The sequence below is a fragment of the Curtobacterium sp. MCBD17_003 genome, assembly GCF_003234885.2.
Taxonomy (GTDB): Bacteria; Actinomycetota; Actinomycetes; order Actinomycetales; family Microbacteriaceae; genus Curtobacterium.
In genome coordinates this window covers 853,570-879,675 of the sequence record NZ_CP126275.1, presented here as the reverse complement: position 1 = coordinate 879,675, position 26,106 = coordinate 853,570, and the positions used below count along the sequence as shown (strand labels likewise).

22 protein-coding genes are annotated in these 26,106 nt (G+C 72.6%); 9 read left to right on the top strand and 13 right to left on the bottom strand.

Translation table 11 applies throughout. The features are described from left to right. Positions 1 to 11 precede the first annotated feature (11 nt). The 6 genes from DEI88_RS04330 to rplU all read right to left on the bottom strand — a co-directional run bounded on the left by DEI88_RS04330 (position 12) and on the right by rplU (position 4,682). A complete protein-coding gene (locus DEI88_RS04330) occupies positions 12 to 218 on the bottom strand; it encodes a hypothetical protein (RefSeq protein ID WP_111011054.1) in 207 nt (68 codons plus the stop codon). Positions 219 to 266: 48 nt separating this feature from the next. Next, positions 267 to 1,532, bottom strand: coding sequence for a glutamate-5-semialdehyde dehydrogenase (locus DEI88_RS04325; protein WP_111072341.1), 1,266 nt, complete (start codon positions 1,530 to 1,532; stop codon positions 267 to 269). Positions 1,533 to 1,583: 51 nt separating this feature from the next. Next, on the bottom strand, positions 1,584 to 2,405 hold the full coding sequence (gene proB / locus DEI88_RS04320) for a glutamate 5-kinase (protein ID WP_111072342.1): 822 nt from the start codon (positions 2,403 to 2,405) through the stop codon (positions 1,584 to 1,586). Positions 2,406 to 2,469: 64 nt separating this feature from the next. Beyond that, positions 2,470 to 3,993: a GTPase ObgE gene (gene obgE, locus DEI88_RS04315; RefSeq protein WP_111011051.1), complete on the bottom strand. Its 1,524-nt coding sequence runs from the start codon at positions 3,991 to 3,993 to the stop codon at positions 2,470 to 2,472. 116 nt (positions 3,994 to 4,109) lie between these two features. Further along, a complete protein-coding gene (gene rpmA / locus DEI88_RS04310) occupies positions 4,110 to 4,361 on the bottom strand; it encodes a 50S ribosomal protein L27 (protein ID WP_111011050.1) in 252 nt (83 codons plus the stop codon). A gap of 12 nt (positions 4,362 to 4,373) precedes the next feature. Beyond that, positions 4,374 to 4,682, bottom strand: a complete 309-nt coding sequence (gene rplU / locus DEI88_RS04305; protein WP_111011049.1) for a 50S ribosomal protein L21 — start codon at positions 4,680 to 4,682, stop codon at positions 4,374 to 4,376. A 153-nt stretch (positions 4,683 to 4,835) separates the two neighbouring features. On the opposite strand from rplU, the gene DEI88_RS04300 reads away from it, so the two are divergent. Continuing rightward, the gene (locus DEI88_RS04300; protein WP_111072343.1) at positions 4,836 to 5,111 is read left to right on the top strand and encodes a DUF4031 domain-containing protein; all 276 of its coding nucleotides are present in this window, start codon (positions 4,836 to 4,838) and stop codon (positions 5,109 to 5,111) included. A gap of 18 nt (positions 5,112 to 5,129) precedes the next feature. On the opposite strand, the gene DEI88_RS04295 is transcribed toward DEI88_RS04300, so the two are convergent. After that, entirely contained in the window at positions 5,130 to 5,987 is an 858-nt protein-coding gene (locus DEI88_RS04295; RefSeq protein ID WP_111072344.1) for a hypothetical protein, read from the bottom strand. A 445-nt stretch (positions 5,988 to 6,432) separates the two neighbouring features. Next, complete coding sequence (locus DEI88_RS04290; protein ID WP_502866987.1) at positions 6,433 to 9,105, bottom strand: Rne/Rng family ribonuclease; 2,673 nt, start codon at positions 9,103 to 9,105, stop codon at positions 6,433 to 6,435. A 606-nt stretch (positions 9,106 to 9,711) separates the two neighbouring features. On the opposite strand from DEI88_RS04290, the gene DEI88_RS04285 reads away from it, so the two are divergent. Further along, positions 9,712 to 10,314, top strand: a complete 603-nt coding sequence (locus tag DEI88_RS04285) for a vitamin K epoxide reductase family protein (RefSeq protein WP_258368710.1) — start codon at positions 9,712 to 9,714, stop codon at positions 10,312 to 10,314. A 143-nt stretch (positions 10,315 to 10,457) separates the two neighbouring features. After that, positions 10,458 to 11,378, top strand: a complete 921-nt coding sequence (locus DEI88_RS04280) for a DsbA family protein (protein WP_111072346.1) — start codon at positions 10,458 to 10,460, stop codon at positions 11,376 to 11,378. A 285-nt stretch (positions 11,379 to 11,663) separates the two neighbouring features. Here the strand turns inward: DEI88_RS04280 and ndk are convergent, their stop codons facing one another. The 4 genes from ndk to ileS all read right to left on the bottom strand — a co-directional run bounded on the left by ndk (position 11,664) and on the right by ileS (position 17,343). Beyond that, entirely contained in the window at positions 11,664 to 12,083 is a 420-nt protein-coding gene (gene ndk, locus DEI88_RS04275; RefSeq protein ID WP_111072347.1) for a nucleoside-diphosphate kinase, read from the bottom strand. Between the two features lie 52 nt (positions 12,084 to 12,135). After that, positions 12,136 to 12,579 carry a DUF4233 domain-containing protein gene (locus DEI88_RS04270; protein ID WP_111072348.1) on the bottom strand — a complete coding sequence of 148 codons (444 nt, stop codon included), beginning with the start codon at positions 12,577 to 12,579 and terminating at the stop codon, positions 12,136 to 12,138. Beyond that, entirely contained in the window at positions 12,576 to 13,994 is a 1,419-nt protein-coding gene (locus tag DEI88_RS04265; RefSeq protein WP_502866986.1) for a bifunctional folylpolyglutamate synthase/dihydrofolate synthase, read from the bottom strand. The genes DEI88_RS04270 and DEI88_RS04265 overlap by 4 nt, the downstream gene beginning before the upstream one ends. An 82-nt stretch (positions 13,995 to 14,076) precedes the next feature. Next, positions 14,077 to 17,343, bottom strand: a complete 3,267-nt coding sequence (ileS, locus tag DEI88_RS04260) for an isoleucine--tRNA ligase (protein ID WP_111072349.1) — start codon at positions 17,341 to 17,343, stop codon at positions 14,077 to 14,079. A 305-nt stretch (positions 17,344 to 17,648) separates the two neighbouring features. Between ileS and DEI88_RS04255 the strand changes: the two genes are divergently transcribed. Together DEI88_RS04255 and DEI88_RS04250 are read left to right on the top strand one after the other, a co-directional pair. Next, entirely contained in the window at positions 17,649 to 18,725 is a 1,077-nt protein-coding gene (locus tag DEI88_RS04255; protein ID WP_111013911.1) for a cation diffusion facilitator family transporter, read from the top strand. Positions 18,726 to 18,811: 86 nt separating this feature from the next. After that, on the top strand, positions 18,812 to 19,906 hold the full coding sequence (locus DEI88_RS04250) for an acyltransferase family protein (protein WP_111072350.1): 1,095 nt from the start codon (positions 18,812 to 18,814) through the stop codon (positions 19,904 to 19,906). A gap of 67 nt (positions 19,907 to 19,973) precedes the next feature. On the opposite strand, the gene DEI88_RS04245 is transcribed toward DEI88_RS04250, so the two are convergent. Next, on the bottom strand, positions 19,974 to 20,594 hold the full coding sequence (locus DEI88_RS04245; RefSeq protein WP_111013912.1) for a TetR/AcrR family transcriptional regulator: 621 nt from the start codon (positions 20,592 to 20,594) through the stop codon (positions 19,974 to 19,976). Between the two features lie 31 nt (positions 20,595 to 20,625). Between DEI88_RS04245 and DEI88_RS04240 the strand changes: the two genes are divergently transcribed. From DEI88_RS04240 to DEI88_RS04225, 4 genes are read left to right on the top strand one after another with little or no spacing between them, the layout of a single operon-like run. Then, positions 20,626 to 22,326 carry an ABC transporter substrate-binding protein gene (locus DEI88_RS04240; RefSeq protein ID WP_111072351.1) on the top strand — a complete coding sequence of 567 codons (1,701 nt, stop codon included), beginning with the start codon at positions 20,626 to 20,628 and terminating at the stop codon, positions 22,324 to 22,326. Continuing rightward, the gene (locus tag DEI88_RS04235; RefSeq protein WP_349775208.1) at positions 22,311 to 23,441 is read left to right on the top strand and encodes an ABC transporter permease; all 1,131 of its coding nucleotides are present in this window, start codon (positions 22,311 to 22,313) and stop codon (positions 23,439 to 23,441) included. The genes DEI88_RS04240 and DEI88_RS04235 overlap by 16 nt, the downstream gene beginning before the upstream one ends. Then, positions 23,438 to 24,337 carry an ABC transporter permease gene (locus DEI88_RS04230; protein WP_258375132.1) on the top strand — a complete coding sequence of 300 codons (900 nt, stop codon included), beginning with the start codon at positions 23,438 to 23,440 and terminating at the stop codon, positions 24,335 to 24,337. The genes DEI88_RS04235 and DEI88_RS04230 overlap by 4 nt, the downstream gene beginning before the upstream one ends. Further along, positions 24,334 to 25,992: an ATP-binding cassette domain-containing protein gene (locus tag DEI88_RS04225; protein WP_349775207.1), complete on the top strand. Its 1,659-nt coding sequence runs from the start codon at positions 24,334 to 24,336 to the stop codon at positions 25,990 to 25,992. Before DEI88_RS04230 ends, DEI88_RS04225 begins: the two co-directional genes overlap by 4 nt. Positions 25,993 to 26,106 lie beyond the last annotated feature (114 nt).

Below are 26,106 nucleotides of genomic sequence, written 5' to 3'. Positions count from 1 at the left end.
CGGGCGGCGGGTCAGATCTTCGTGTGGCCGAACTCGTCGACGCCGGTCTCGTCGGTCCGGGTGGCGTCGAACTTGTGGCTGTGCCGGTAGGCGACGTCGCGGAAGCTCCAGGTCACGAACCCGAGGAACGTGAACACCGCGGCCGCACCGAGCGGGAAGATGAACCGCGGCACCTCGGCCGTGGTGGGTTCTCCGGCAGCGAGCAGCAGGTGGATCATGGGCGCTCCGATCATTCCGATGGGGTGTGGCGGTGGCCGCGCCCCAGTCTAGCCGCGCACCTGACCGTGTCCGCGCACGATCCACTTCGTGCTCGTGAGCTCCGGCAGCCCCATCGGCCCTCGCGCGTGCAGCTTCTGCGTCGAGATCCCGACCTCGGCCCCGAACCCGAACTCACCGCCGTCGGTGAACCGCGTGGAGGCGTTCACCATGACGACTGCGGAATCGACCTCGGCGAGGAACCGGTCCGCGTTGCGGAGGTCGTTCGTGACGATCGACTCCGTGTGCTGGGTGGACCACCGGGCGATGTGCGCGATCGCGGCGTCGAGGTCGGCCACGACCCGGACGGACAGGTCGAGCGCCATCGATTCGGTGCCCCAGTCCTCCTCGGTCACGGGGACCGCCTGCGGGACGAGCGCCCGGGTCGCGTCGTCACCGCGCAGGGTGACCCCCGCCTCCAGGAGGCGCGCCGCCACCACGGGCAGGAGGCGCGGTGCGGCGTCCTGGTGCACGAGCAGCGTCTCGAGGGCGTTGCAGACGCTCGGACGCTGCACCTTGCTGTTGAGCACGATGTCGACCGACCAGTCCTCGGGCGCCGACGCGTCCAGGAACACGTGGACGACGCCCGCACCGGTCTCGATCACCGGGACCTGCGACTCCGTGACGACGGTCTGGATGAGGCCGGCGCTGCCGCGAGGCACGAGGACGTCGACCAGCCCCCGCGCCCGCATGAGCTCCATCGCGCCGTCGCGGCCGAACTCGTCGATGGTCTGCACGAGCGCGCCGGGCAGCCCCACCGTGGCCACGGCGTCCTGGATGCGCTCGACGAGCACGGCGTTCGTCCGGGCGGCCGCCGAGCCGCCGCGGAGCACGACCGCGTTACCGCTCTTGAGCGCGAGGCTGGCGATGTCCACGGTGACGTTCGGCCGTGCCTCGTAGATCGCCCCGACGACCCCGAACGGCACGCGGACCTCGGTCAGCTGGAGTCCGTTCGGCAGGGTCGAGCCGCGCACGGTCTGCCCGACGGGGTCGGTCAGCGTGGCGACGTGCTCGACGGCGGACGCCAGCGCCTCGATCCGCGTGGGGTCCAGCCGCAGGCGGTCCAGAAGGCCCGGCGCGAGCCCGCCCTGCTCCCCCGCTTCGAGGTCGTGAGCGTTGGCCGCGACGATCTCGTCGGTGGCCGACCGCACGGCCGCCGCGATCGCGCCGAGCGCGGCGTTCTTGACGTCGGCGGTCGCCGTCACGAGGGCCGGTGAGGCCGCGCGCGCAGCGACGAGCTTGTCGACGAGCGTGGGGCGGACGGCGGTGGTTGCCATACCCGGATTGTAGACGGGGCGACCGACGGGAGGCGGTGCCACCGATCCGCGCTACGCCTGCGGTCCGGCGGCGAACCAGGTCCCGATCGCGGCACCCGTGAGCGCGCGGTCGACGAGCGCGGTCGCGGTGACGAGGACGCTCGTGCCGGCCTCGGCCGCGAGGCGGGCGGCCGCGACCTTCGTCCCCGCGCCACCCGTCCCCACGCCCGCGGCGCCGACCGAACCGAACGTGACGCCGGCGAGGTCGTCACCGAACGGGACCTCCCCGATCCGCTCGGCGCCGGGCTGCTCCGGCGGCTTCGTGTAGAGCGCGTCGACGTCCGAGAGGAGGACGAGGACGTCGGCACGGAGCAACCGCGCGACGAGGGCGGCCAACCGGTCGTTGTCCCCGAACCGGATCTCGTGCGTGGCGACGGTGTCGTTCTCGTTGACGATCGGCAGGATCCGGAGCGCGAGCAGGCGGTCCATCGCCCGCTGCGCGTTGACCCGGTGCGTGGGGTTCTGCAGGTCCCCGGCGGTCAGGAGCACCTGACCGGCGACGATCTCGTACCGGCGCAGGCTCCGCTGGTACCGGTACACCAGGACGTTCTGCCCGACGGCCGCGGCGGCCTGCTGCGTCGCGAGGTCGTCGGGGCGGGCGTCGAGCGCCAGGTACGGCAACCCGGTCGCGATCGCCCCCGACGACACGAGCACGACCTCGGTGCCCCGGCCGTGCGCGGCGGCGAGGGCGTCGACGAGGGGTTCGATCTGCCCGGCGTTCTCCCCGCTGATCGAGGACGAGCCGACCTTGACGACGATCCGGCGCGCGGTCGGGACGTCGGCACGGGTCCGGACGGGGGTCGGCTCCGCGCGCGTGGTCGTGCTGTCGGTCATCGCTGCGGCACTCCTGTCGTGTCGGGTCGTGGTCCTGCCGGGTGCTCGGGGCGGGCGTGGTCGGTCAGTCGGCGTCCGGCTCGGTGTCGTCGTCGTCCGCCCAGAGTCCGGCGACGCGCTCGCGCTCGAGCTCGGCGCGCGCCTCGGCCTTGGCGTCCATGCGCTCGAAGTACTCCGCACGGCGCTGACCGCGGGTCGGGCGGGGGTTGAGGTCGAGGCGGGAGTCCGTACCGCGTGCGCTCGTGATGAGCTCGGCGGTCGAGGTGAGTGTCGGCTCCCAGTCGAAGACCATGCCGCCGTCCCCGCCGATCACGACGGTCGAACCGGCCACCGCGCCGGCCTTGAAGAGGTCGTCCTCGACGCCGAGCTTGGCGAGTCGGTCCGCCAGGTAGCCGATGGCTTCCTCGTTGTCGAAGTCCGTCTGCTGCACCCAGCGCTCGGGCTTCGCCCCGCGGATCCGGTAGAACCGGTGCTCCTCGCCACCCTCGGCGCGGACGGTGTACTCGGTCTGGTCGACCGCCCGGGGACGGAGCACGATCCGCTCGGGCTCGGGCTGGGTGGCCTGCGTGACCCGGGCCTGCTCGACGATGTCCGCGAGGGCGAAGGTCAGCTCACGGAGTCCGGCGTGCGACGCGGTCGAGATCTCGAACACGCGGTAGCCCCGCGACTCGAGCTCCGGCCGCACGAACTCGGCGAGCTCGCGGGCGTCGGGGACGTCGATCTTGTTGAGGGCGACGAGCTGGGGACGCTCGAGCAGCGGTGTCTGACCGGCCGGCACGGGGTACCGCTCGAGTTCGCGGAGGATGACGTCGAGGTCGCTGATCGGGTCACGGCCGGGGTCGAGCGTCGCGCAGTCGATCACGTGCAGCAGGGCGCTGCACCGCTCGACGTGCCGGAGGAACTCGAGGCCGAGTCCGCGACCCTCGGACGCCCCCTCGATGAGGCCGGGGACGTCGGCGACGGTGAACCGGACCGATCCCGACTCGACGACGCCGAGGTTCGGGGTGAGCGTCGTGAAGGGGTAGTCGGCGATCTTCGGCTTGGCGGCGGAGATCGCGGCGATCAGGCTCGACTTGCCGGCGGACGGGAACCCGACCAGGGCGACGTCGGCCACGGTCTTGAGTTCGAGCCGGACGTCCCCGGTCTCGCCGAGCGTGCCGAGGAGCGCGAACCCGGGGGCCTTGCGCTTCGGCGTGGCGAGGGCGGCGTTGCCGAGGCCACCCTGACCGCCCTGCGCGACGACGACGCGCATCCCCGGGCGGTCCATGTCGGCGATCTGCTCGCCGCGCTCGTCGTACACGACGGTGCCGACGGGCACCGGGAGGTCGAGCTCCTCGCCGCTCGTGCCGCTGCGCATGTCGCCCATGCCGGGCTGTCCGTTCCGGCTGGAGCGGTGGGGCGACCGGTGGTACCCGAGCAGGGTCGTGACCTGGGGGTCGCTGACGAGGACGATGTCCCCGCCGTTCCCGCCGTTGCCGCCGTCGGGCCCGGCGAGGGGCTTGAACTTCTCGCGGCGGACCGAGACGCAGCCGTTGCCGCCGTTGCCCGCGGTCAGGTGCAGGGTGACGTGGTCGACGAAGGTGGCCATGGTGTCCTCACGGAGCTGGTGCCAGGGGCGCCGGACCGAGGGCGCCGCACCCGGCGGGAAAGCGAAGAAGGGCGGGCACTCGGCCCGCCCTTCTCGTGGAGTGTGTCGTCGTGCGATCAGGCGTTGACGATGTTGACGACCTTGCGGCCGCCCTTGGTGCCGAACTCGACGGCGCCCGCGGTGAGCGCGAAGAGCGTGTCGTCGCCGCCACGGCCGACGTTGGCGCCCGGGTGGAAGTGGGTGCCACGCTGGCGGAGGATGATCTCGCCCGCGTTGACGACCTGTCCGCCGAAGCGCTTCACGCCGAGGCGCTGCGCGTTCGAGTCACGACCGTTGCGAGTGGAGCTCGCACCCTTCTTGTGTGCCATTGTTCTTCCGCCTTACGCGATCTTGGTGATCTTGACGCGGGTGAGCTCCGAGCGGTGGCCCTGACGCTTCTTGTACCCGGTCTTGTTCTTGAACTTCTGGATGACGATCTTCGGGCCGCGGAGGTCGTTCAGGACCTCGGCGGTGACCGTCACGCCGGCGAGGTCGCTCGCCGCGGAGGTGACCTTGTCGCCGTCCACGAGGAGCACCGGCGCGAGCTGGATGGTGCCGTTCTCGTCGCCCTTGATGCGGTCGATGTTCAGGACGGTGCCGACCTCGACCTTTTCCTGACGGCCGCCGGCGCGCACAACTGCGTAAACCACGTGGAATTCCTTACGTACTCTGCTGGAGGGAAGTCTGCGGTGCCGTCGCCGACGCGGTCGACGCGGGCATGAGGCCTCGCGGACACCAACAACCAAGGGTACTCGATGGCTCCCGGTCCGGTCAAACGCGCGCCACGCCGTAGGCTCCTCCGGGTGACCGTGCTCATCGACCCTCCCGTCTGGCCCGCGCACGACACGATCTGGTCGCACCTGGTGAGCGACGAGTCCTACGACGAGCTCCACGCCTTCGCGGCCCGCGCCGGCCTGCCCCGCCGCGCGTTCGACCACGACCACTACGACGTCCCCGCGGCCCGGCACGACGAACTCGTCGCGCTCGGGGCCCTCGCCGTGTCCGGCCGGGAACTCGTCCTCCGGCTCATCGCGAGCGGACTCCGGGTCCCGCAGCGCGACAAGCGCTCCGGGCACTGACCCGCTGCCCAGGGCGCCTCAGCGGTCCCGGTCGACCTCGTCGGTCGCACGCCACTCGTCGGGAGCCGACGTCCCCGTCGGCCACGGGCTTCCCGACCGGGACGCATCGGCTGTCCACGCGCCTCCCGGCTGCGCTGCGCCCGTCGGCCACGCGCCTCCCGCCTGCGCTGCACCCGTCGGCCACGCGCCTCCCGCCTGCGCTGCACCCGTCGGCCACGCGCCTCCCGGCTGCGCTGCGCCCGTCGGCCACGCGCCTCCCGGCTGCGACGCACCCGGGCGCGGAGCAGCCGCATGCCAGGCCGGCGCCTGCGGCGGGATCGTGGCCACCGGCACGGCGTCGGCCGGCGGGACCATGCCCGGCATCCCCGGACGGCCGGTGCGGCCTCGTCGCCCTGGACGTCCGGACCACAACCAGACGAGCGTGCAGGCCGTGATCGTGAGCGCCGTGTACTCGACGCCGCGGGACAGGGGGTCCGTCAGGATGTCGGTGAGCAGGTAGGTCCAGTCGAGCTCGCTCACCGCGTGGACGAAGCCCTCGAACACGCCGACGACCATGATGCCCACGGTCCCCGCCGCCCCGGCGACGATCGCCCGGAGCACGATCGTCGGCAGTGGACTCCGTCGCGTCACCGGGGTCAGGAACGCGAGGACGACGAACGCGACGACGTAGAACGCCAGCGGGTCGAGCAGCCAGGTGACGAGGAAGTACCCGAGCGGCGTGCCGGTGAAGCCCTCATCGCCGAAGTCCATGGCACCCGCGTAGGACAGGGTGCCGAGGAACTCGGACAGGGACGACACGAGCAGGACCGCCGCGACCACCGCGATGGCGAGCGCCGCGGCGGCGACGCCAGCTCCCGAGCGCTCCCGAGCGAACACACTCGTGGGGCTGCTCCTCCGCCATGCGGGGACGGCGCCTGGGAGCCCGATGCCGGGGCCGGGCACCCGCGGAACCGAGGGACCCGGAACCGACGGACCCGGAACCGACGGACCCGGAACCGACGGACCCGGGACGGACGACCACGACGGCGCGGGGCCGGCCGCGCCCGGCATCCGGTGGTGGTCACCCTGCGACGGGGCACGGCCGTCTCTCGGGAACCCGGGCGCTCCCCCGACCGGCTGCTGGTGGTCGTCGGTCGGATCGGACACGCGGGCTCTCCTCTGCGGTGGCGGTGGGCGGCCGCGGCACGCGGCACCGGTCGACGGTCAGGAAACGCTACCGCGGAACGACGAACGCGACCCCGCCCCGTCGGGGGGAGGTCGCGTTCGTCGTCGGCCGCGTCGGCCGTCTGCCGGGAGGCCGCAGCTCAGTCCCGCGCTGCGGTCACCGCCCGAGGATGACCGGCCCGCCGTCGGGGTCGCCCGCGTCGTCAGCACCGCCGGCGTCGGTTGCGCCGCTGGTCGTCGCGGGTGCGCTGATGCTCCCCGACGTCACCCTGCGGGACCGGTTGCGCCCCTGGCCGGGCTGCTTCGGCTCGGGGAGCGCCTGGAGGACGGAGTCCAGGAGGGACTCGGCCGCCTCGGTGCTCACCGGCCGGGGCTGTCGGACCGGCGCCGCGGAGAGCGGGATGTCGAGGATCGCGACGGACTCGGTCGGGGACACGGTCGCCGTCGTGCTCACCCGACGAGACCCCGTCGACGCCGGCTCACGGGTCGTCGACACCGGTTCGAGCGTCGCCGGTTCATGCGGCGCTGCGGGCTGCTGCCGTGTCACCTCGGTCGGCTGCTCCACGGTCGCGTCGGCGGACGGAGCGTGCTCGGTGCGCTCGGTGCGCTCCTCACGGTCGGCACGCTCGTTCCGGTCGGCACGCTCGTTCCGGTCGGCACGCTCGTTCCGATCGCCGCGCTCGTTCCGGTCCCCGCGACGGGAGCGGCGCTGCGATCGCGTCGTCCCCGTACCGGCGTCGGCCTCACCCGGTGTGGCTCCGCTGGCGCTGTCCAGAGCCTCCTCGAGCTGGCTCGCGCTCGTCGGCGCGGTGCCGCTCGCGGCCGTGGCAGCGGCGTCGTCGTGCGGGATGGTCGACGCGGCGATCCGCGAGAGTGCGTTCTTGACGTCCTCGGTGATCTGGTGCGCCTGCTGCGACGACTGCTGGCCGTTGCCGTTGCCGTTGCCGCTGCCGTTGCCCTGGCCACCGCCGTTGCCCCGGCCCTTGCGACCGCTCCGGCCACCCTTCGGCGAGGACTCGTTCGTGTTGTCGTTGACCTTGGCGTTCACCTCGGCGAACGACTCCTGCAGGCCGACGCCGATCTTCTTGCGGGTCATCTGCACGAGGCCGAGCGAGGTGACCTCGGCGACCTGGTGCTTCGTCCGGTCACGGCTCAGGCACTCGACGAGACGGCGGAGCACGAGGTCACGGTTGGACTCGAGCACCATGTCGATGAAGTCGACCACGATGATGCCACCGATGTCGCGCAGTCGGAGCTGACGCACGATCTCCTCGGCCGCCTCGAGGTTGTTCTTCGTGACGGTCTCCTCGAGGTTGCCCCCGGACCCGACGAACTTGCCCGTGTTGACGTCGACCACGGTCATCGCCTCGGTACGGTCGATCACCAGTGAGCCGCCGGACGGCAGCCAGACCTTGCGGTCCAGGGCCTTCTCGATCTGCTCGTTGAGCCGGTGCTCCTCGAACGAGTCGGGGCCCTCGTAGAGCTCGACGCGGTCCTTGAGGTCCGGCGCCACCGCCGAGAGGTACTCGTCGATGACGGCGCGGGCGGCATCACCGTCGATGATCAGTTTCGAGAAGTCCTCGTTGAAGACGTCGCGCACGATCTTGACGAGGAGGTCGGGCTCGCTGTGGAGCAGCACCGGCGCCTGGCCGTTCTGCACCTTGTTCTGGATCGCCTCCCACTGGCTCGTGAGCCGGGTGACGTCGCGCGTGAGCTGCTCCTCGGTCGCTCCCTCGGCCGCGGTGCGCACGATGACGCCCGCGTGCTCCGGCAGGACCTCCTTGAGTATCTTCTTGAGGCGCGCGCGCTCGGTGTCGGGCAGCTTGCGCGAGATCCCGTTCATCGAGCCGTTCGGCACGTAGACCAGGTAGCGCCCCGGGAGCGAGATCTGGCTCGTCAGGCGGGCGCCCTTGTGGCCGACCGGGTCCTTCGTCACCTGCACGAGGACCTTGTCGCCGGGCTTGAGCGCGAGCTCGATGCGGCGGGGCTGGTTGCCCGTCTCGACGGAGTCCCAGTCGACCTCGCCCGAGTACAGCACCGCGTTCCGCCCGCGGCCGATGTCCACGAACGCGGCCTCCATGCTCGGCAACACGTTCTGCACCTTGCCGAGGTAGACGTTCCCGATGAGCGAGACGTTGTGGTTCTTCGTGACGTAGTGCTCCGCGAGGACGCCGTCCTCGAGCACGCCGATCTCGATGCGGTCCGCCTGCGAGCGGACGATCATCTGGCGGTCGACGCTCTCGCGGCGGGCGAGGAACTCGTCCTCGGTGATGACCTGACGGCGGCGACCGGCGTCACGGCCGTCACGGCGACGCTGCTTCTTCGCCTCGAGCCGGGTCGACCCCTTGATGCGCTGCGGCTCGGTGATGAGCTCCGGCTCGCGCTTCTGCTTGGGCTGCCGCTGCTGCTGCACGCCCGAGTCGTCGGCCTGCTGGTCGTCCTGCGCGGCGGCCCCGCGACGACGCGATCGACGGCGGGTGCTCGGCGACTCGACGAGGTCGCGGTCACGGTCACGGTCGCGGTCGCGGTCGCGGTCGCGGTCGCGGTCCGGCTCGTCGTCCGGCTGGAACCGCTCGGGCAGGTCCGGCAGCACGGGCGCATGGAAGATGAGGCTCGTCGTGCTCGTCGCGACCGGGTACGTCGGTGCGGGTTCGGCCGCGGACTCCTCCGCCGTCGACGGCTCGGCCTCCGGCTGCCCGGCGCCGGTGGGCTCCGCATCCGGCAGATCGGTCGCACCCGACCCCGTCGCCGCCGGGGCGAGGTCGGCTGCCGTGTCCTCAGCGAGGTCGACGGGCACCGCCTCCGTCGCCGTCACGACCGCGTCGACCATCGTCGTCACCGACACGGCCTCGTCGACCACCGTCGTCACCTGCGCGGCCTCGTCGATCACCGTCGTCACCTGCGCGGCCTCGTCGACCACGGAGGTCACCGAGTCGCCCTCGTCGACGACGACGCGCGCGGCGTCCGGGGCGTCGATCGACGCCACCGGTGCCGAGAGCTCGCCGGGGTCCTCCGCGTCCGGCGCGGGCGGCGTGACGGGCGTCGCCCGGGCCTCCCGGTCGGCGACGTGGTCGTCCGGTCCGTGGGACCGTGCCCGGCGGCTGCCGAACAGGCGCCCGCGGCGCTTCGTACCGTCTTCGTTGTTGTTGTCGTTCTGCTCCACCATCGACTGGTGCACTCCTCAGCCCGGCCTGGTCAGCATGTGACCGGCGGGAATCCTCGGCGGGCGGCGACTACGCCCCCGCGCTCGCTCCAAGCGGCCGGTGCCGCTCCGTACGGGGCAGCACCACGGTCGCGCGCGCCCTCTCACGGCGCTTCGTTGTCCGGGCACCGGGCCCGGAAAGCTCTTCGTCATCGGCGGTACGGGACCGTCGACCCGTCGATTATCGCACGCCCGCCCATGGGAACGCCGAACGTGCATGCGATGATGGCGCTCGTGACGTCCCGCGAAGCCCTCCGTCGTCCACCCGTGGCCATGGCCGTGTTCCTCCTCGTCACCGGGGCGGGCGGGTTGTACGGCGCCTTCCGGCTCGTCGTCGACGAGTACCAACTGCTGGAACACCCCAAGCAGGCACTGGGATGCGACGTCAACCCCTTCATCAGCTGCTCGAACGTCATGGCGAGCCACCAGGCACATCTGTTCGGGTTCCCGAACCCGATCCTCGGCGTCTCGGGGTTCGTGGCACCGATCGCCGTCGCGGTGATGCTGTTGGCCGGCGTCGTCGCGGCCCGCTGGTTCTGGGTGGCGTTCAACGCCGGGGTGTTCCTGGCGTGGGTGTTCGTGACGTGGCTCTTCACGCAGACGGTGTGGTCGATCGGTGCGCTCTGCCCCTGGTGCATGCTCGTCTGGTCCATGACGATCCCGATGTTCTGGGTGTTCACGTGCTGGAACCTGGCGCGGGGGAACCTCGGCGAACGCGGACGTCGGATCGGCCAGGCGGTCCTCCCGTTCTCCTGGCTCATCGTGCTCGTCAACTACGTCGTGATCGTCCTCGTGATCCTCATCATGTTCCCGACGCTGCGGGCCATCCTCTTCTGATCGCGTACGACCGGTCCGCACCGTGACGCCGGCCTGATGTCGACGCCCCGCGCACCGGCGTCGATGACGCGTCACGCACTTCTGGGAGGTTTGTCAGCCGAGCCGCGCTCGACCCCCTCCAGCACCCGTTACGGTTGTTGCCGATGAGCACCGCAGGCGACAACTCCTCCAAGAAGGCACGGCGCGAAGCAGCCCGCGAGCACGCGCGGGCGATGCGCGAGCGAGAACAACAGCGCAGACGCCGCAACCGGCTGTTCCTGCAGGGCGGCATCGGCCTCGCCGTGCTGGCCGTCGCCGCGATCGTCGTGCTCGTCGTCGTCAACTCGATCCAGCCCGCGGGCCCCGGCCCCAAGAACATGGCGAGCGACGGCATCCTCCTGCACGGCAACGGCAAGTCGATCACCGCGGTCACCACGGGTGCGACGAAGGCCGGCGCGGAGCCGACGGCCACCAAGACGGCAGCCCACAAGGACACGATCAACGTCGTGATCTACGAGGACTACATGTGCCCGTACTGCAACCAGTTCGAGACGACGAACATGACCCAGATCAAGCAGTGGGTCACCGCCGGGTACGCCACGCTCGAGCTCCATCCGTTCGCGCTGCTCGACGCGAGCTCCCTCGGCACCAAGTACTCGACCCGCGCCACCAACGCCGCCGCCTGTGTCGCGAACTACGAGCCGAACAAGTTCCTCGCCGTGAACCAGCGCTTCTACAAGAAGCAACCGAGCGAGCAGACCAAGGGCCTGACCGACGACCAGATCGTCCGCCTCGTCAAGGCCGCTGGCGCGACGAACGAGAACATCCCGAGCTGCATCCACAACGGCACGTTCAAGGGGTGGGTCGCCGACGTCACGAACCGGACGCTCAACGACAAGATCCCGAACTCCGACGTCAAGAAGCTCACCGGCACCCCGCTCGTCCTCGTCAACGGGCAGCAGTACACCGGGTCGCTGACCGACACGTCGGCGTTCTCGTCGTTCGTGGAGCAGGTCGCCGAACAGGCCGTGGGTTCGTCGGGCAGCTCGACCGCGACGCCGACCGCCACGCCCTCGGCGGGCTGATCGCACGGTCGCCGCGGGCCAGCCCCGCGGCGACCGTCAGCCGTGCGACGACGGGCCGTCCCGATGGGGGCGGCCCGTCGTCGTTCCGCCTCGGGTGTCCGCTCGCTCCCCGGGGTGGTGTCGGGCCTCCCGGTCACGCGCGGTGCGGGTGCTCGTCTCGACGGCGCGGGTGTCGGACGACAGGGGTGACGTCGTCAGATGCCCGCGCATCGTGTGCGTGAGGAGACGGCGACAGGCCCGTTGTCGGACGACGACGGGCCTGTCGGGAAGACGCGGAACAGCGGGTCAGGCGAACCAGAGACCGAGCTCGCGCGCGGCGGACTCGGGCGAGTCGCTGCCGTGCACGAGGTTCTGCTGCACCTTGAGACCCCAGTCGCGCCCGAGGTCGCCGCGGATCGTGCCCGGCGCGGCCGAGGTCGGATCGGTGGTGCCCGCGAGCGAGCGGAAGCCGGCGATCACGCCGTTGCCCGTGACGCGGACGGCGACGATCGGCCCGGACTCCATGAACTCGACGAGGGGCTCGAAGAACGGCTTGCCCTGGTGCTCCTCGTAGTGGGCGCTGAGCAGGTCACGGGACGCCGTCAGCATCTTCAGGTCGACGATCTCGTAGCCCTTCGCCTCGATGCGGCGGAGGATCTCCCCGGTCAGCTGTCGGGCGACGCCGTCGGGCTTGACGAGGACGAGGGTCTCTTCGAGGTCGGACACGCATTGCTCCCTGGGTTCGGGGGTGGATGTGGTCGGTGTGCGGCGGCGGCGGTCAGGCGCCGGCGTCGGTGCCCGGTCCGGAGTCCTCGCCGAGGGCCGCCGCGCGGGCCGCATTCGCCCGGTCGAGCTGACCACCCTTGACGAAACAGTAGATCCAGAACGCCAGGAACATGGCGCCCACGACGAACATGAACGGTTCCACGAAGCCGGTGGCGAGGATGGCCGCCTGCAGCAGCCATCCGAACCCTACACCGGCGGGGCGACCGGTCAGCCGGGAGGCGATGGCGAGCACGACCATGAACCCGAGGCCGCCGCCGAACGCCGCGGCCGGCGGGAGCTCGTGTTTGCCGAACACGACGAGCATCGGGAAGAAGAACACGACGGCCTCGAGCACGAGGACGATCGACAGCAGGCTCTCGCGGGCGCCGCGCGGGGGGCGGGGACGCCGCATCCGTGTGCCGCGGGCCGGCGGGGAGGTCCGGGGAGCGTCCGTCATGCCGACTCGCCTTCGCCGTGGACCAGGTCCATGACCCGACCGATCAGCACGATGGAGCCCGCGACGAGGACCATGGCGCCCGGCTCCCCCTCGGCGAGGTCAGCCTCGGCGTCGGCGTCCTCGGCGAGGGTCCGTGCCTCGGCCAGGGCGGCCTCGACGTCGGGCTCGACGACCACCCGATCCGGGCCGACCTCGTCGACGACGATCGCGGCGAACGCGTCGGCGTCGAGGGCCCTGGGACCGGGCGGTTGCGTGACGACGAACGTGGCCACGACGCCCTTGAGCGCGCGGACGATGCCCCGGGCGTCCTTGTCAGCGAGGACGCCGAGCACGCCGACCACGTGGTCGGACGGGAACGCGACGGGCAGGGCCTCGGCCAGGGCCCGGGCGCCGTGCGGGTTGTGTGCGGCGTCGACGACCACGGTCGGCTGCTGGGCGATCGGTTGCAGACGGCCGGGCGACGTCGCTGCCGCGAGGCCCTCGCTGAGGACGTCCTCGTCGAGGGGCTGCGATCCGCGACCGAGGAACGACTCGACGGCGGCGATCGCCACCGCGGCGTTCTCGGCCTGGTGGGCACCGAAGAGCGGCACGAACAGGTCGTCGTACCGTCCGGCGACGCCCTGGACGCTGACGAGCTGACCGCCGACGGCCGGGGTGTCCGACAGCACGCGGAAGCCGCCGTTCGGGCCGGAGGTCGCCTCGACGGCGAGCGTCGCCTCGCTCAGGGCCGCCGCACGCTCGAGCTCCCCCAGGGCCTCCGGCGTCTGCCGCGCGCTGACGACCGCCGCCGAGGGCTTGATGATCCCGGCCTTGGTCCGGGCGATCTCGGCCACGGTGTTGCCGAGCTGCTTGGCGTGGTCGATCGCGATCGGGGTGAACACCGCCACCTGGCCGTCGACCACGTTCGTGGAGTCCCACTCGCCGCCCATGCCGACCTCGATCACGGCGACGTCGACCGGCGCGTCCGCGAAGCACGCGATCGCGAGGACCGTGAGCGCCTCGAAGAACGTGAGCGGCTGCTGTCCGGCGGCGCGGAGCTCGTCGTCGGTCATGGTCAGGTACGGCTGGATGTCGCGCCAGTTCTCGACGAACGACTCGGGCCGGATGGGCTCGCCGTCGATGACGATGCGCTCTCGGATGGACACGAGGTGCGGGCTCGTCATGAGTCCGGTGCGGAGCCCGTGCGCACGCACGATGCTCTCGATCATCCGGGCGGTCGACGTCTTGCCGTTCGTGCCGGTGATGTGGATGACCGGGAACGCGTGCTGCGGGTCGCCGAGCAGCTCGACGGCACGCCGGGTCGCGGCCAGCCGACGCTCGGGGGCCTGTTCCCCGATGCGGGCGTACAGCTCCGACTCGACCTGGGCGACGCCGTCGTCCTCGGGCCCGTGCGGCACGGGGACGCCTGCCGTCACCCGACGTGGAGTCCCGGCGACGGGCTCGCCGTCCTCGTCGTACGCGTCGTCGTCGCCGTAGGGGTTCGTACCGTTGCCGATCTCAGCCAACGCGGGTCACCTCCACCCGGACGAGCGCGCCGTCGCCGACGTGCTCGACGCCGGGGTCGTCGTCGTCCAGCGCGGAGACGACCTGCTCGAGCCGGCTGCTCAAGGTCTCCTGCGCGATGAGTCCATGGTGCGCCTCGATCGCGCTGCTCGCAGCCTCGTCGGCCTCGAGGCGCAGGACGATGCGGTCGCTGACGTCGAGCCCGGCGTCCCGACGCGCCTGCTGCACCGCACGCACGACGTCGCGGGCCAGGCCCTCGGCCTCCAGCTCCGGGGTCGTCACGGTGTCGAGCACGACGAAGCCACTGCCCTCGAGGAACGCCACCGCGCTCGTCGGGTCGGCCACGGTGAGGTCGAGCGTGTACTCCCCCTCGACCAGGTCGACGCCGCCGACCGTGACGCCGTCGGCGGTGGCGGTCCAGTCACCGCGCTTGGCCGCCGGGATCACCTGCTGCACGAGCTTGCCGATGCGGGGACCCGCGGCACGGGCGTTCACCGTGAGCTTCCGCTCGATGCCGTACTGCGCCAGCGACTCCTCGGCCTGCTGCTCGAGCACGACGCGCTTGACGTTCAGCTCGTCGCGGAGGATGTCGGCGAACGGCTCGAGCCCGGCGGGATCCGCGGTGACGACGGTCAGGGTCGCGAGCGGCAGACGGACCCGCTTGCCGGTCGCCTTGCGGAGCGCGAGGCCCTTCGACGCGACGTCGCGGACGCGGTCCATCGCGGCGACGAGGGCGTCGTCGGCGGGGAACGCCTCGGCGTCCGGCCAGTCCTCGAGGTGGACGCTGCGCCCACCGGTGAGGCCCCTCCAGACCTCGTCCGCGACGAGCGGCGCGAGCGGGGCGGCGACGCGCGTCAGGGTCTCGAGGACCGTGTACAGCGTGTCGAAGGCATCGCGGGCGGCGTCCGAGGACCCGGCACCCGCCCAGAACTTGTCACGGGACCGCCGGACGTACCAGTTCGTGAGGACGTCGGCGAAGTCGCGGACCGCGAGGGTGGCCAGCGGGGTGTCGAGGGCCTCGAGGTGCGCCGTGACGTCGAGCACGAGCTGCCGGGTGCGCGCGAGCAGGTACCGGTCGAGCACGTCCGTCGAGTCGGTGCGCCAGGCGGCCTGGTACCCGTCGTCCCCCGACGCGTTCGCGTAGAGGGTGAAGAAGTAGTACGTCGACCAGAGGGGCAGCAGGAACTCGCGGACGCCCTGGCGGATCCCCTCTTCGGTGACGACGAGGTTCCCACCGCGGATCACCGAGGACGACATGAGGAACCACCGCATGGCGTCGGCGCCGTCGCGGTCGAAGACCTCGTTGACGTCGGGGTAGTTCCGCCGGCTCTTCGACATCTTCTGGCCGTCGGACCCGAGCACGATGCCGTGGCTGATGACGTTCGAGAACGCCGGACGGTCGAACAGGGCCGTCGCCAGCGCGTGCATGACGTAGAACCAGCCGCGCGTCTGTCCGATGTACTCGACGATGAAGTCGGCCGGGTTGTGGGTGTCGAACCACTCGCGGTTCTCGAAGGGGTAGTGCACCTGGGCGTACGGCATCGACCCGGAGTCGAACCAGACGTCGAACACGTCGGTGATCCGGCGCATCGTGGAGCGGCCGGTCGGGTCGTCGGGGTTCGGCCTCGTCAGCTCGTCGATGAACGGGCGGTGCAGGTCCGGCTCGCCGGCGTCGTTCAGGGGCAGGCGCCCGAAGTCGCGTTCGAGGTCGGCGAGGGATCCGTACACGTCGACGCGCGGGTAGGCGGGGTCGTCGCTCTTCCACACCGGGATCGGCGAACCCCAGTACCGGTTGCGCGAGATCGACCAGTCACGAGCGCCCTCGACCCACTTGCCGAACTGGCCGTCCTTGACGTTCTCGGGCACCCAGGTGATCTGCTCGTTGAGCTCGCCCATGCGGTCCCGGAAGTCGGTGACCCGGATGAACCAGCTCGACACGGCCTTGTAGATGAGCGGGTTCCGGCAGCGCCAGCAGTGCGGGTAGCTGTGCTCGTACGAGGCGACCCGGAGCAGCCGCCCCATCGCGCGGAGCTCCTGCGTCAGCGGCTTGTTCGCGTCGGACCACAGCTGGCCCGCGACGAGGTCCACCTGCGGCAGGAACAGCCCGCCGTCGTCGAGGGAGAGGATCGTCGGGATGCCCGCCGCCGAGCAGACGGCCTGGTCGTCCTCGCCGTAGGCCGGTGCCTGGTGCACGATGCCCGTGCCCTCGCCCGTGGCGACGTACTCGGCGACGAGCACCTGCCAGGCGTTCTCCATGCCCTCGACGTCGACGTAGAAGTCCCACAGCCGCTCGTACGCGACGCCGTCGAGCTCGGCACCCGTGACGGTGCGGGTGACCGCGGCACGGGCCTCCTCGGCGGAGCCGTAGCCGAGGTCCTTGGCGTACGCGGCGAGCGTGTCGCCGGCGAGCAGGAACGACGCGGTGCCTGCCGCGGTCCCGTCGGCCGCGCCGTCCGGACCGGCCGGCACGACCACGTACTCGATGGCGGGGCCCACGGCGAGCGCCGCGTTCGTCGGCAGGGTCCACGGCGTCGTCGTCCACGCGAGCGCGCGGACGCCCGAGAACCCCAGCTCCTCGGCGCGGGCGCCGGTGAACGGGAACGCGACGGTCACCGACTGGTCCTGGCGCTGCTGGTAGACGTCGTCGTCCATGCGGAGCTCGTGGTTCGACAGCGGCGTCTGGTCGTTCCAGCAGTAGGGCAGCACGCGGAAGCCCTCGTACGCCAGGCCCTTGTCCCAGAGGGACCTGAACGCCCACAGCACGCTCTCCATGAACGTGACGTCGAGCGTCTTGTAGTCGTCGTCGAAGTCGACCCAGCGTGCCTGGCGGGTGACGTAGTCGCGCCACTCGTCGGTGTACTGGAGCACGGACCGACGCGCCGCCGCGTTGAACACGTCGATGCCCATGTCGTCGATCTCGTGCTTCTCGGTGATGCCGAGCTGGCGCATGGCCTCGAGTTCGGCCGGCAGTCCGTGGGTGTCCCACCCGAACCGGCGGTGCACCTGCTTGCCGCGCATCGTCTGGAACCGCGGGAAGACGTCCTTGGCGTAGCCGGTGAGCAGGTGCCCGTAGTGCGGGAGTCCGTTCGCGAACGGCGGGCCGTCGTAGAACACCCACTCGTCGCAGCCCTGCCGCTGCTCGACCGAGGCCCGGAACGTGTCGTCGCGCTGCCAGAAGGCGAGGACGCCGCGCTCGACCTCGGGGAACGAGGGGGACGGGGTGACGCCGGCGGCGTCCGGGTCGTTCAAGGGGTAGCGCATCTGGTCCTCGGCGAGTGGTCGTGTGCGTGCTGTCGACGAGGACGCCACCCGGTCGACTCGACCCGGCGGCGCGGTACCACCTCGATTGCGGCCACGGCCGGGAGGCACTGCTCCCGTCGCGCGGACCACCGCTCGTTGCTCAGGCTGTGACGGACCCGACCCGTTCGGTTCTAGTGGCCGCCCGACTCCCGCTCGCGCCCGGGGACGCTCGCGGAGGACGGATGGTGTTCTTCCGAAGGCTCCCCGGTGATGGCCGGATCGACGCCGCTGGGACGATCGTACCGCCCGCGGAGCAGACTGGAGGCATGGTGAGCGACGCGACCGAGGACCGCAAGAGCACGGACCACCCGGACGCGGCTGCCTCGGGCGCCCCGAAGCCCGAGAGCCTGCTCACGGTCGTCATCGCCTTCGCCGCGAACCTGCTCGTGGCCCTCGCCAAGACGTTCGCGTCGTTGTTGACCGGTTCGGCGTCGATGGTCGCCGAGGCGGCGCACTCGTGGGCGGACACCGGCAACGAGATCTTCCTGCTCATCGCCGAGCGCCGGGGCGCCAAGCAGCGCGACGCCGACCACCCGCTCGGCTACGGCCGCGAGACCTACATCTGGTCGATGTTCGCGGCGTTCGGGCTGTTCACGGCCGGCGCGATCGTGTCGATCTACCACGGGATCAGCGAGCTGACCTCGGACGAACCGCCGCGCGACGTCCTCATCGGCTACATCGTGCTCGCGGTCTCCGCGTGCCTCGAGGGCACGAGCTTCCTGCAGGCGTTCCGGCAGGCCCACGGCGCGGCGACCCGACGCCGGGTGCCGATCCTCCGGCACGTGCTCCAGTCCTCGAACCCGACGCTCCGCGCGGTGTTCGCCGAGGACTCCGCGGCACTCGTCGGTCTCGTCCTCGCGTTCCTCGGCCTGCTCCTGCACCAGCTGACCGGGTCGGCCGTGTGGGACGCGCTCGGCTCGATCGCCGTCGGGGTGCTGCTCGGCGTGGTCGCGGTGGTGCTCATCGACCGGAACCGGCGGTTCCTCATCGGGGAGTCGACGTCGCCCGAGCTCGAGGACGCCGTGCTCGCGGAGATCCTCCGCAAGCCCGAGGTGGAGCGTGTGACGTACCTGCACCTCGAGTTCGTCGGGCCGAGCCGGGTGTACCTCGTCGCGGCGATCGACATGGCGGGCAACGAGCGCGAGGAGCAGGTCGCGCTCCGGCTGCGTGCGGTCGAGGAACAGCTCGAGTCGAGCCCCTACATCGAGGAGGCCGTGCTCACGCTCTCGCAGCCTGGGGACGCGAGCCTGGTGCCGGACAACGACGGCGACGTGCCGGAGATCGTCGAGGACGGCACCCTCGAGGAGGTCGCCACGGGCGACGGGCGCACCCTCCGCGCCTGACCGGGCCTCCACGACCGTCCCAGGGGTGCTGGGAACGGCCCCACCGGCCCCCGAGGACCATCAGCGTCGACGGACGGGAGGTCCCGATGGCGCGACCGGCACTCCCCCGCGGCCTGCGGGTGTTCCTCGACGCGGTGCGCGGACTCGCGGCGCTCGAGGTCGTCGCCCACCACCTCGTGTCGGTCAACGCCTACGGCGGACCCGTGGTCCTGCGCGACGTGTTCGCGTTCGGGCAGGAGGCCGTCATGGTCTTCTTCCTGCTCAGCGGGTTCGTCGTGTACGCCAACGAGTTCGACCGGCGCGGCGGGGTCGGCGCGTACCTGTTCCGGCGTCTCCGTCGGATCTACCCGCCGCTCGTGCTCGCACTGGTGCTGTCGATCGGGGTCGCGGCGGCGGACCGCGACCTCGTGGCCGAGTTCCACCCCGGGCAGGTCCTCGGCACCCTCGTGGCGCTGCAGGACAACGGGGCGCTGAAGCCGGGGGTCATCGTCGACCCGCCGTTCCACAACCTCGCCCTGTGGTCGCTGTCGTACGAGATCGCCTTCTACCTGGTGTTCCCGCTCCTCGCGTCGGCACTGCACCGGTGGCCGCGACTGACCCCCCACCTCGTCGGCGCGGTGTCGCTCGCGGCGTTCGCGGCCTACACGGTGCACCCCGGGCACGCCGTGCTCGTGCTCGCGTACCTGCTCGTGTGGTGGGCCGGCGCGGCGATGGCGCGTGCGTTCCTCCAGGACCGGGTCGGTCCGCGCGCGCTCGCCCCGGAGCTGCTCTGGCTCACGGCGCTCACGGCGCTCGCCGTGGGCACGACGCTCCGTACGGGTACCGGGGGCGGATTCGCGGCCTACCCCCTGCTCATGGTCCGGCACTTCGGTGTGGCCACGGCCCTGGTGACGCTCGTCGCGGTCGTGGCTCCGACGCTGCGGGCACGGCCCGCCCTCGCCGCTGCGCTCGGCCGGGGCCTGGCCCGCGTCGCGGCGCCGTCCGCGTTCCTGGCGTCGATCTCGTACGGGCTGTACGTGTTCCACTGGCCGTTGCTCGTGCAGTGGGGGTTCCCGCACACCGGACCGGTACCGTTCGCGGTGGCCGCCGTGACGCTCCTCGCGCTCGCGGTCGCCGGGGACCGCTGGGCGGGCGCGGGGCTCGCGCGTCGGCACCGACGACCGGTCGCCGTGGCCGTCTGAGCGCCGACCTGGGGCGAGGGAGCACCGGACGATCCCGAGGGGACGCCGGACGGGTCCAGCGAGCGTGCTACCGCGCGTCGAGTCCCGCGGCGACGGGGGTCAGCGCCGCGGCCACGTACTCGACGAGGGGTCCACGCCCGACCCCGTCGGCGACCCACACCCCGAACGCCGCGGCCGCCGCGCCGAGCATCGCGCCGCTGACCGTCTGGGGCCACAACCCGCTCGGACGCTCGCCCGTGCGGTCGGCGACGAACGCGGCGACGGCACTGTGCTGCCCCATGATCCGGGCCGCGGCGCTCTGCACCAGCTCGGGGCCGATCCGCATGACCTCGGCCTGGGCGATCGACCACGGCACCCGCTGGGGGTCGTGCCGCCGGGCCGCGGCGAGCAGGGCGTCCTCGACGGCCCGGACCGGCGAGCGCTCCTCGGACACGCGGAGGAGCGCGGGGATCTCGCGCACGGCCTCGTCGAGTTCCAGCCACATGACGTCGGACTTCGCGGTGAAGTAGTTGAAGAACGTGGCGCGACTCACCCCGGCGCGCTGCGCGATGTGGTCGACCGTCGTGCCGGCGTACCCCTGCTCGAGGAAGAGCTCGGCGGCGGCGTCGGCGAGCACCACTGCCGAGGAGCGCCGCGGGCGGCCGGCTCGGCGCACACGCTCCGCCTGTGGGTCCTCCGGATCGGCCATGCCCCCATTCAACCGCTAGACTCACCCGGACATGTTCTTGGACTCGGTGCACAAAATCGCCTCCGCCGTTCGCGCCGCGGTCGCTCCCCCGCTGATCCGCACCCGCTCGAAGCGCGTCGCGCGCACCGCGACGACCGTGGCGGGCGCGACCGCGGTCCTCCTGGCCGTCGCCGCGTGTTCCGGCGGGAGCCCGAGCGCCAGCAGCACGCCCACGCACGGCGGGACGCTCGTGTACGCGTCCGGCGACGCCGAACCGACCTGCCTCGATCCGCACGTCGGTGGCAACTACCCGCAGGCGCTCCTCGCGTCGCAGTACATCGAGGAGCTCGTCACCATGGGCAGCGACCGGAAGGCGCAGCCCGCCCTCGCGACGAGCTGGACCACGAGCAGCGACGGCCGCACCTGGACCTTCCACCTGCGCGAGGGCGTCGCGTTCAGCGACGGGACGCCGTTCGACGCGGCCGCCGTCGTCCGGAACATCGAGCACGTGCAGGACCCGGCGACCGCGTCGAGCACCGGGTACCTGGCCCTCGGCGCGATCACGACGGCGACCGCGACCGACGCCCACACGGTGACGCTGCGCCTCAGCCGCCCGGACAGCGCCCTGCTCGAGTCGCTGTCGCAGCCGTGGGTCGGGATCGAGTCGCCGAAGGCGCTGGCCCGCTCGCAAGCGACCAACTGCGCCAGCCCGGTGGGGACGGGTCCGTTCGTGGTGACGAAGTGGGTGCACGGCGACCACGTCAGCCTCACCCGGAACACGCACTTCACGCCGCTCGGGAACTCGAGCACGAAGCCCCGGCTGTCCGGGATCACCTGGCGGTTCCTGCCCGACTCGACCTCGCGCTACGCGGCGCTGAAGTCCGGCCAGGTCGACGTCATCGACAACGCCCAGCCCGACCAGCTGCACGCGGCGAGCTCGACGGGGAGCATCCGTGACCTCGACGCCCCGCGGCCCGGCGCCTCGAACCGGCTCGAGCTCAACTCCGGCCACGGGGTGTTCCGCGACGAGCAGGTGCGCAAGGCGTTCATCGCCGGCGCGCAGATCGATCCGGGCATCCGCTCCCTGTTCCTCGGCACGGCGAAGCGGTCGTACTCCGTCCTGTCGAGCGTCGAGCCGCTCGCCGTGAGCGACAAGCGGCTGTTCAGCTCCTCGCCCGCGACCGCGAAGCGCCTGCTCGACGCGGACGGCTGGAAGGTCGGGTCGGACGGCGTCCGCACGAAGGACGGCCAGCGGCTCACCGTCACGTTCCCGGTGTCGACGAACCAGTCGATCCCGGCCGAGCGCAGCCTCTTCCAGCAGATCCAGGCGTCCGAGAAGGCCGTCGGCTTCGACGTCCGCATCGACCAGCTCGACCTGTCCAGCTGGTACGCCGCACTCGCCGCGAACCACTACGACGTGGTCAGTGCCCCGTACACGAAGGTCGGCCCGGACGTGCTCCGGATCCTGTACGACAGCGCGAGCATCACGCCCGCGCCGTCCGGGTACTTCGCGAACCTCGCGCAGCTGTCCGAGCCCCAGCTCGACGCCGAGCTCGAACAGGCCGCCCGCACGACGGACCCGACCACGCGGTCCACGCTCTACGCCGAGGCGCAGCACCGGATCCTCACGAGCCGCACCGTGCTGCCGCTGTACGACCAGCAGAACCAGTTCCTGTACCGGTCGAGCGTCCACGGCATCACGACCACGTCGGTGAGCACCCCGGACTTCGGGACCGCGTGGATCGACCACTGACGGACGGCGCGACCGGTCCGGCCACTCCGACCGGTCCGGCCACTCCGACCGGTCCGGCCGCTCCGGCCGGGAGGCCCGACCCCGTTCCCCGGGTCCGGCTCGGCACCGCCGCGGCCTGGCTGGCGCGCCGGGTCGTCGGGGCGGTCGTCGTCCTCTGGGCCGTGGCGACGATCGTGTTCGTCGCGATCCGTGCGATCCCAAGCGACCCCGCGCAGGCGATCCTCGGCGGGCCCGGATCGCAGGCCTCGGCCGCCGCGGTCGCGCACGTCCGCGCCGAGTACGGGCTCGACCGCCCCGTCGTCGTGCAGTACGCGGTGTTCCTCGGACGGCTGGCGACCGGGCGGCTCGGCGACTCGTACACCTTCCACACACCGGTCGCCGCCCTGCTCGCCCAGGAGCTCCCGGTCACCCTGACGCTCGCGCTCGCCGGACTCGTCGTCGCGTGGGCGTTGGCCGTCGTCGCCGCGTGGTGGTCGACCCGTCGTGGGCGGATCGCCGCCGCCCTGACGTCGGGGATCGCGGTCGCGGCGAGCGTGACGCCGCACTTCTGGCTCGGCAGCGTGCTCATCGTCGTGTTCGCGACCGGGCTCGGATGGGCCCCCGCGGTGAGCGACGGCACGGTCGGCGGATGGGTGCTCCCGGCCGTCACGGTCGCGGTCCCCGTGGCCGGCTACCTGGCGCAGACGATCCGCGACGGTGTGCTCGACGCCGAGCGGTCTGCGTTCGCCCTCGCGGCGCGAGCGCGAGGCGAGTCCCCCGTCGGCCTGTTCTCCCGGCACCTGCTGCGGCACGCGGCGTTGCCGGGGATCGCCCTGAGCGCCTGGGCCTTCGGGTCGCTCGTGTCCGGCGCGGTCGTCGTCGAGTCCGTGTTCGCACTCCCCGGCATCGGACGGAGTCTCGTCGGCGCCGTGACCGAGCGGGACATGCCCCTGGTCGCCGGGATCGCGCTCGTGTCCGCCCTCGCGTACGTCGTGGTGCTCGCGGTCGCGGACCTCGTCGAACGCGTCGTCGACCCGCGGGTGACCCGCACGGCACCGACCGGCTCGTCCGTCCGACGCACTCGCCGGCCCCGCCCGGGTGCTCCCCGGCCGACCACGGGGCGGGCCGCTCCGTGACCGGGATCGTCGACCCGGGCCGCCCGGCGGCCGGCGTGGACGATGCCGTCCCCGGGACCGTCGGCGCGCCGGGCACCGCATGGCGACGCACGGTCCGCGCCCTCGGACCGTCCGGGAGCGTCGCCGCCGTCGTGGTGCTCCTCGCCGTCCTCGCCGCCGTCTGGCCGGCCGCACTCGGCGGCGCCCACCCGCTGGCGGTGCACCCCGCGCAGGCGTTGCTCGCACCGTCCCCGCTCCATCCGTTCGGCACCGACGAGTCGGGCCGCGACGTCCTCGCGCGCGTGGTCGCCGGAACCCGCGCCTCGCTGACCGTCGGCGTCGTCGCGACCCTCGTCGGCGGCGTCGCCGGGGTCCTCCTCGGGCTCGTCGCGGGGCTCGGCGGCCGGATCGCCGACGCCGTGGTCGGGCGGGTGCTCGAGGTCGGGTTCGCCCTGCCGATCCTGCTCGTCGCGCTCGTCGTCATCACCGTGACCGGGCCGGGCGCCGTGCCCGCGACCATCGCCGTCGGGTTCGCCACCGCCCCCGGGTACGGGCGCATCGTCCGGGGGCTCGTCCGCACCGCGCGGGCCTCCGCCGTCGCCGAGACCGCCGTGCTGCTCGGACGGCGCCCGACGTGGATCGTCGTGCACCACGTCCTGCCGACCGCGCTGTGGCCGATCGTCGCCGTCGGCACCCTCGGCGTCGGGCAGGCCGTCGTGTGGGCGTCGGCCCTGAGCTACCTCGGCCTCGGCACACCGCCGCCGGCGCCGGAGTGGGGCGCGATGCTCGCCGACGGCCGGACCTACCTCGACACCGCCCCGTGGACGAGCGCCTTCCCGGGGCTCGCGATCGTCGTCACCGCGGCCGCGGTCACCGTCCTCGGGCGTCGGCTGCGCGGACTCGGAGTGCCGCGGTGAGCGCGATCGGGGCGCACGTGGACGGCGGCATGTCCACGGGTCCGTCCGCCGCGGGCCTCCCGGTCCTCGACGTCACCGACCTCGCCGTGGCGATCGACGGCCGGACCGTCGTCAGCGGCGTGGACCTCCGCATCGCGCCCGGCGAGTGCGTCGCGCTCGTCGGCCCGTCCGGGTCGGGCAAGTCGGTGACGGCGCGGGCCCTCCTCGGGCTCTCGACGCCCGGCGCCCGGGTCACCGCGGGACGGCTCGAGCTCGACGGCGCGGACCTGCGGACCGCGTCGGAGCGGCAGTGGCGTCGGATCCGCGGTCGACGCGTCGGGTACGTCGGCCAGGAGGCCCTCGGCGCGCTCGATCCGCTCCGTCCCGTCGGCCGCGAGGTCGCCGACGCCCTCCGCCTCCACACCGGACTCACTGCGCGCGAGCGGCTGGACCGGGTCGCCGCCACGCTCGACCGGGTCGGTCTCGACGCCGCGTTCGCCCGCGACGGACGGCGCGCCGACACCCTGTCCGGCGGGATGCGGCAGCGGGCGCTCATCGCCGCCGCGATCGTCGGTGGTCCCACACTCGTGATCGCGGACGAGCCGACCACGGCGCTCGATGCCGGCATCGCCGTCACGGTCATGGAGACCTTGCAGCGCGTCCGGGACGCCGGCGCCGGACTCCTCCTCATCACGCACGACATGGGGCTCGTCGCGGGCTGGGCCGACCGCGTCGCCGTCATGACGGACGGGAGGATCGTGGAGAGCGGGCGCACCGCCTCCGTCCTGCGGACGCCCCGCCATCCCGTGACGCGGGCGCTCGTCGCCGCGGCCGAGCACGCGCGGATCGCGGTGCGCGTCGGTGGAGACGCGGCGCAGACACCCGCGCCGGTGTCCGTGGCGGCGCCGTCCGGCGGACCGGTGCTCGTCGGCGAGGACCTCGGCGCTCGGTACGACGGACGGAGCGTGCTCGAGCACGTCGATCTGGCGCTGGCTCGGGGCCGGACGCTTGGGGTCGTCGGCGCATCCGGGTCGGGCAAGACGACACTCGCCCGGGTGCTCCTCGGGCTGACGGACCCGGCCACCGGACGGGTGCGACTCGACGGCGCGGCCTGGGCGCCCCTCCCGGAAGCCGCGCGGCGGGCACGTCGTCACCGGATCGCCGCCGTCGTGCAGGACCCCGGGTCGACGTTCGACGAGCGATGGAGCGTCGAGCGGGTGCTCGTCGACGCACTCACCGCGGGACGCGCTCGACGTGCCGCCGGTGCCGTCGCCGACGCCGTGGACGCCGCCCTCCGCCGGGTCGACCTCGACCCCGCGCTCCGGCCCCGCGGTCCCCGCACCCTGTCCGGCGGGCAACGGCAGCGGCTCGCGATCGCCCGGGCCCTGGCGACCGGACCGGACCTGCTGCTCCTCGACGAACCCGTCACCGCGCTCGACGCCACCGTGCAGGACGCGGTGCTCGCGCTGCTCGAGCGGCTGCAGCGCGAGAGCGGGACGGCGATGCTCTTCGTCTCGCACGACCTGGCGGCGGTGCGGCGGATGAGCGACGACGTGCTGGTGCTCGACGCCGGGCGGGTGGTCGAGGCCGGGCCGGCCGATCGGGTGTTCGGGCGGCCGGCGCACCCGGTCACGGCGCGGCTCCTGGCGGCGGCGGAGCGGCTGGCGGCGGGGTAGGTCGGGCGTCAGCGGTCACGACCGGCGCGCATCTCGCGCCCGCGCTGTCGCTCCCCACGTTGTCACTTCCCGCAGTCGCTTCCCGCGGTCGCTTCCCGCGGTCGCACGCCGCGC

Bases quoted from the DNA above. Each gene is read 5' to 3' on its own strand.
- DEI88_RS04330 (WP_111011054.1), bottom strand. From the start codon at position 218: ATGATCCACCTGCTGCTCGCTGCCGGAGAACCCACCACGGCCGAGGTG.
- DEI88_RS04325 (WP_111072341.1), bottom strand. From the start codon at position 1,532: ATGGCAACCACCGCCGTCCGCCCCACGCTCGTCGACAAGCTCGTCGCT.
- proB (WP_111072342.1), bottom strand. From the start codon at position 2,405: ATGACCGACAGCACGACCACGCGCGCGGAGCCGACCCCCGTCCGGACC.
- obgE (WP_111011051.1), bottom strand. From the start codon at position 3,993: ATGGCCACCTTCGTCGACCACGTCACCCTGCACCTGACCGCGGGCAAC.
- rpmA (WP_111011050.1), bottom strand. From the start codon at position 4,361: ATGGCACACAAGAAGGGTGCGAGCTCCACTCGCAACGGTCGTGACTCG.
- DEI88_RS04290 (WP_502866987.1), bottom strand. From the start codon at position 9,105: ATGGTCGACGCGGTCGTGACGGCGACGGAGGCGGTGCCCGTCGACCTC.
- DEI88_RS04280 (WP_111072346.1), top strand. From the start codon at position 10,458: ATGAGCACCGCAGGCGACAACTCCTCCAAGAAGGCACGGCGCGAAGCA.
- DEI88_RS04270 (WP_111072348.1), bottom strand. From the start codon at position 12,579: ATGACGGACGCTCCCCGGACCTCCCCGCCGGCCCGCGGCACACGGATG.
- ileS (WP_111072349.1), bottom strand. From the start codon at position 17,343: ATGCGCTACCCCTTGAACGACCCGGACGCCGCCGGCGTCACCCCGTCC.
- DEI88_RS04255 (WP_111013911.1), top strand. From the start codon at position 17,649: ATGGTGAGCGACGCGACCGAGGACCGCAAGAGCACGGACCACCCGGAC.
- DEI88_RS04250 (WP_111072350.1), top strand. From the start codon at position 18,812: ATGGCGCGACCGGCACTCCCCCGCGGCCTGCGGGTGTTCCTCGACGCG.
- DEI88_RS04245 (WP_111013912.1), bottom strand. From the start codon at position 20,594: ATGGCCGATCCGGAGGACCCACAGGCGGAGCGTGTGCGCCGAGCCGGC.
- DEI88_RS04240 (WP_111072351.1), top strand. From the start codon at position 20,626: ATGTTCTTGGACTCGGTGCACAAAATCGCCTCCGCCGTTCGCGCCGCG.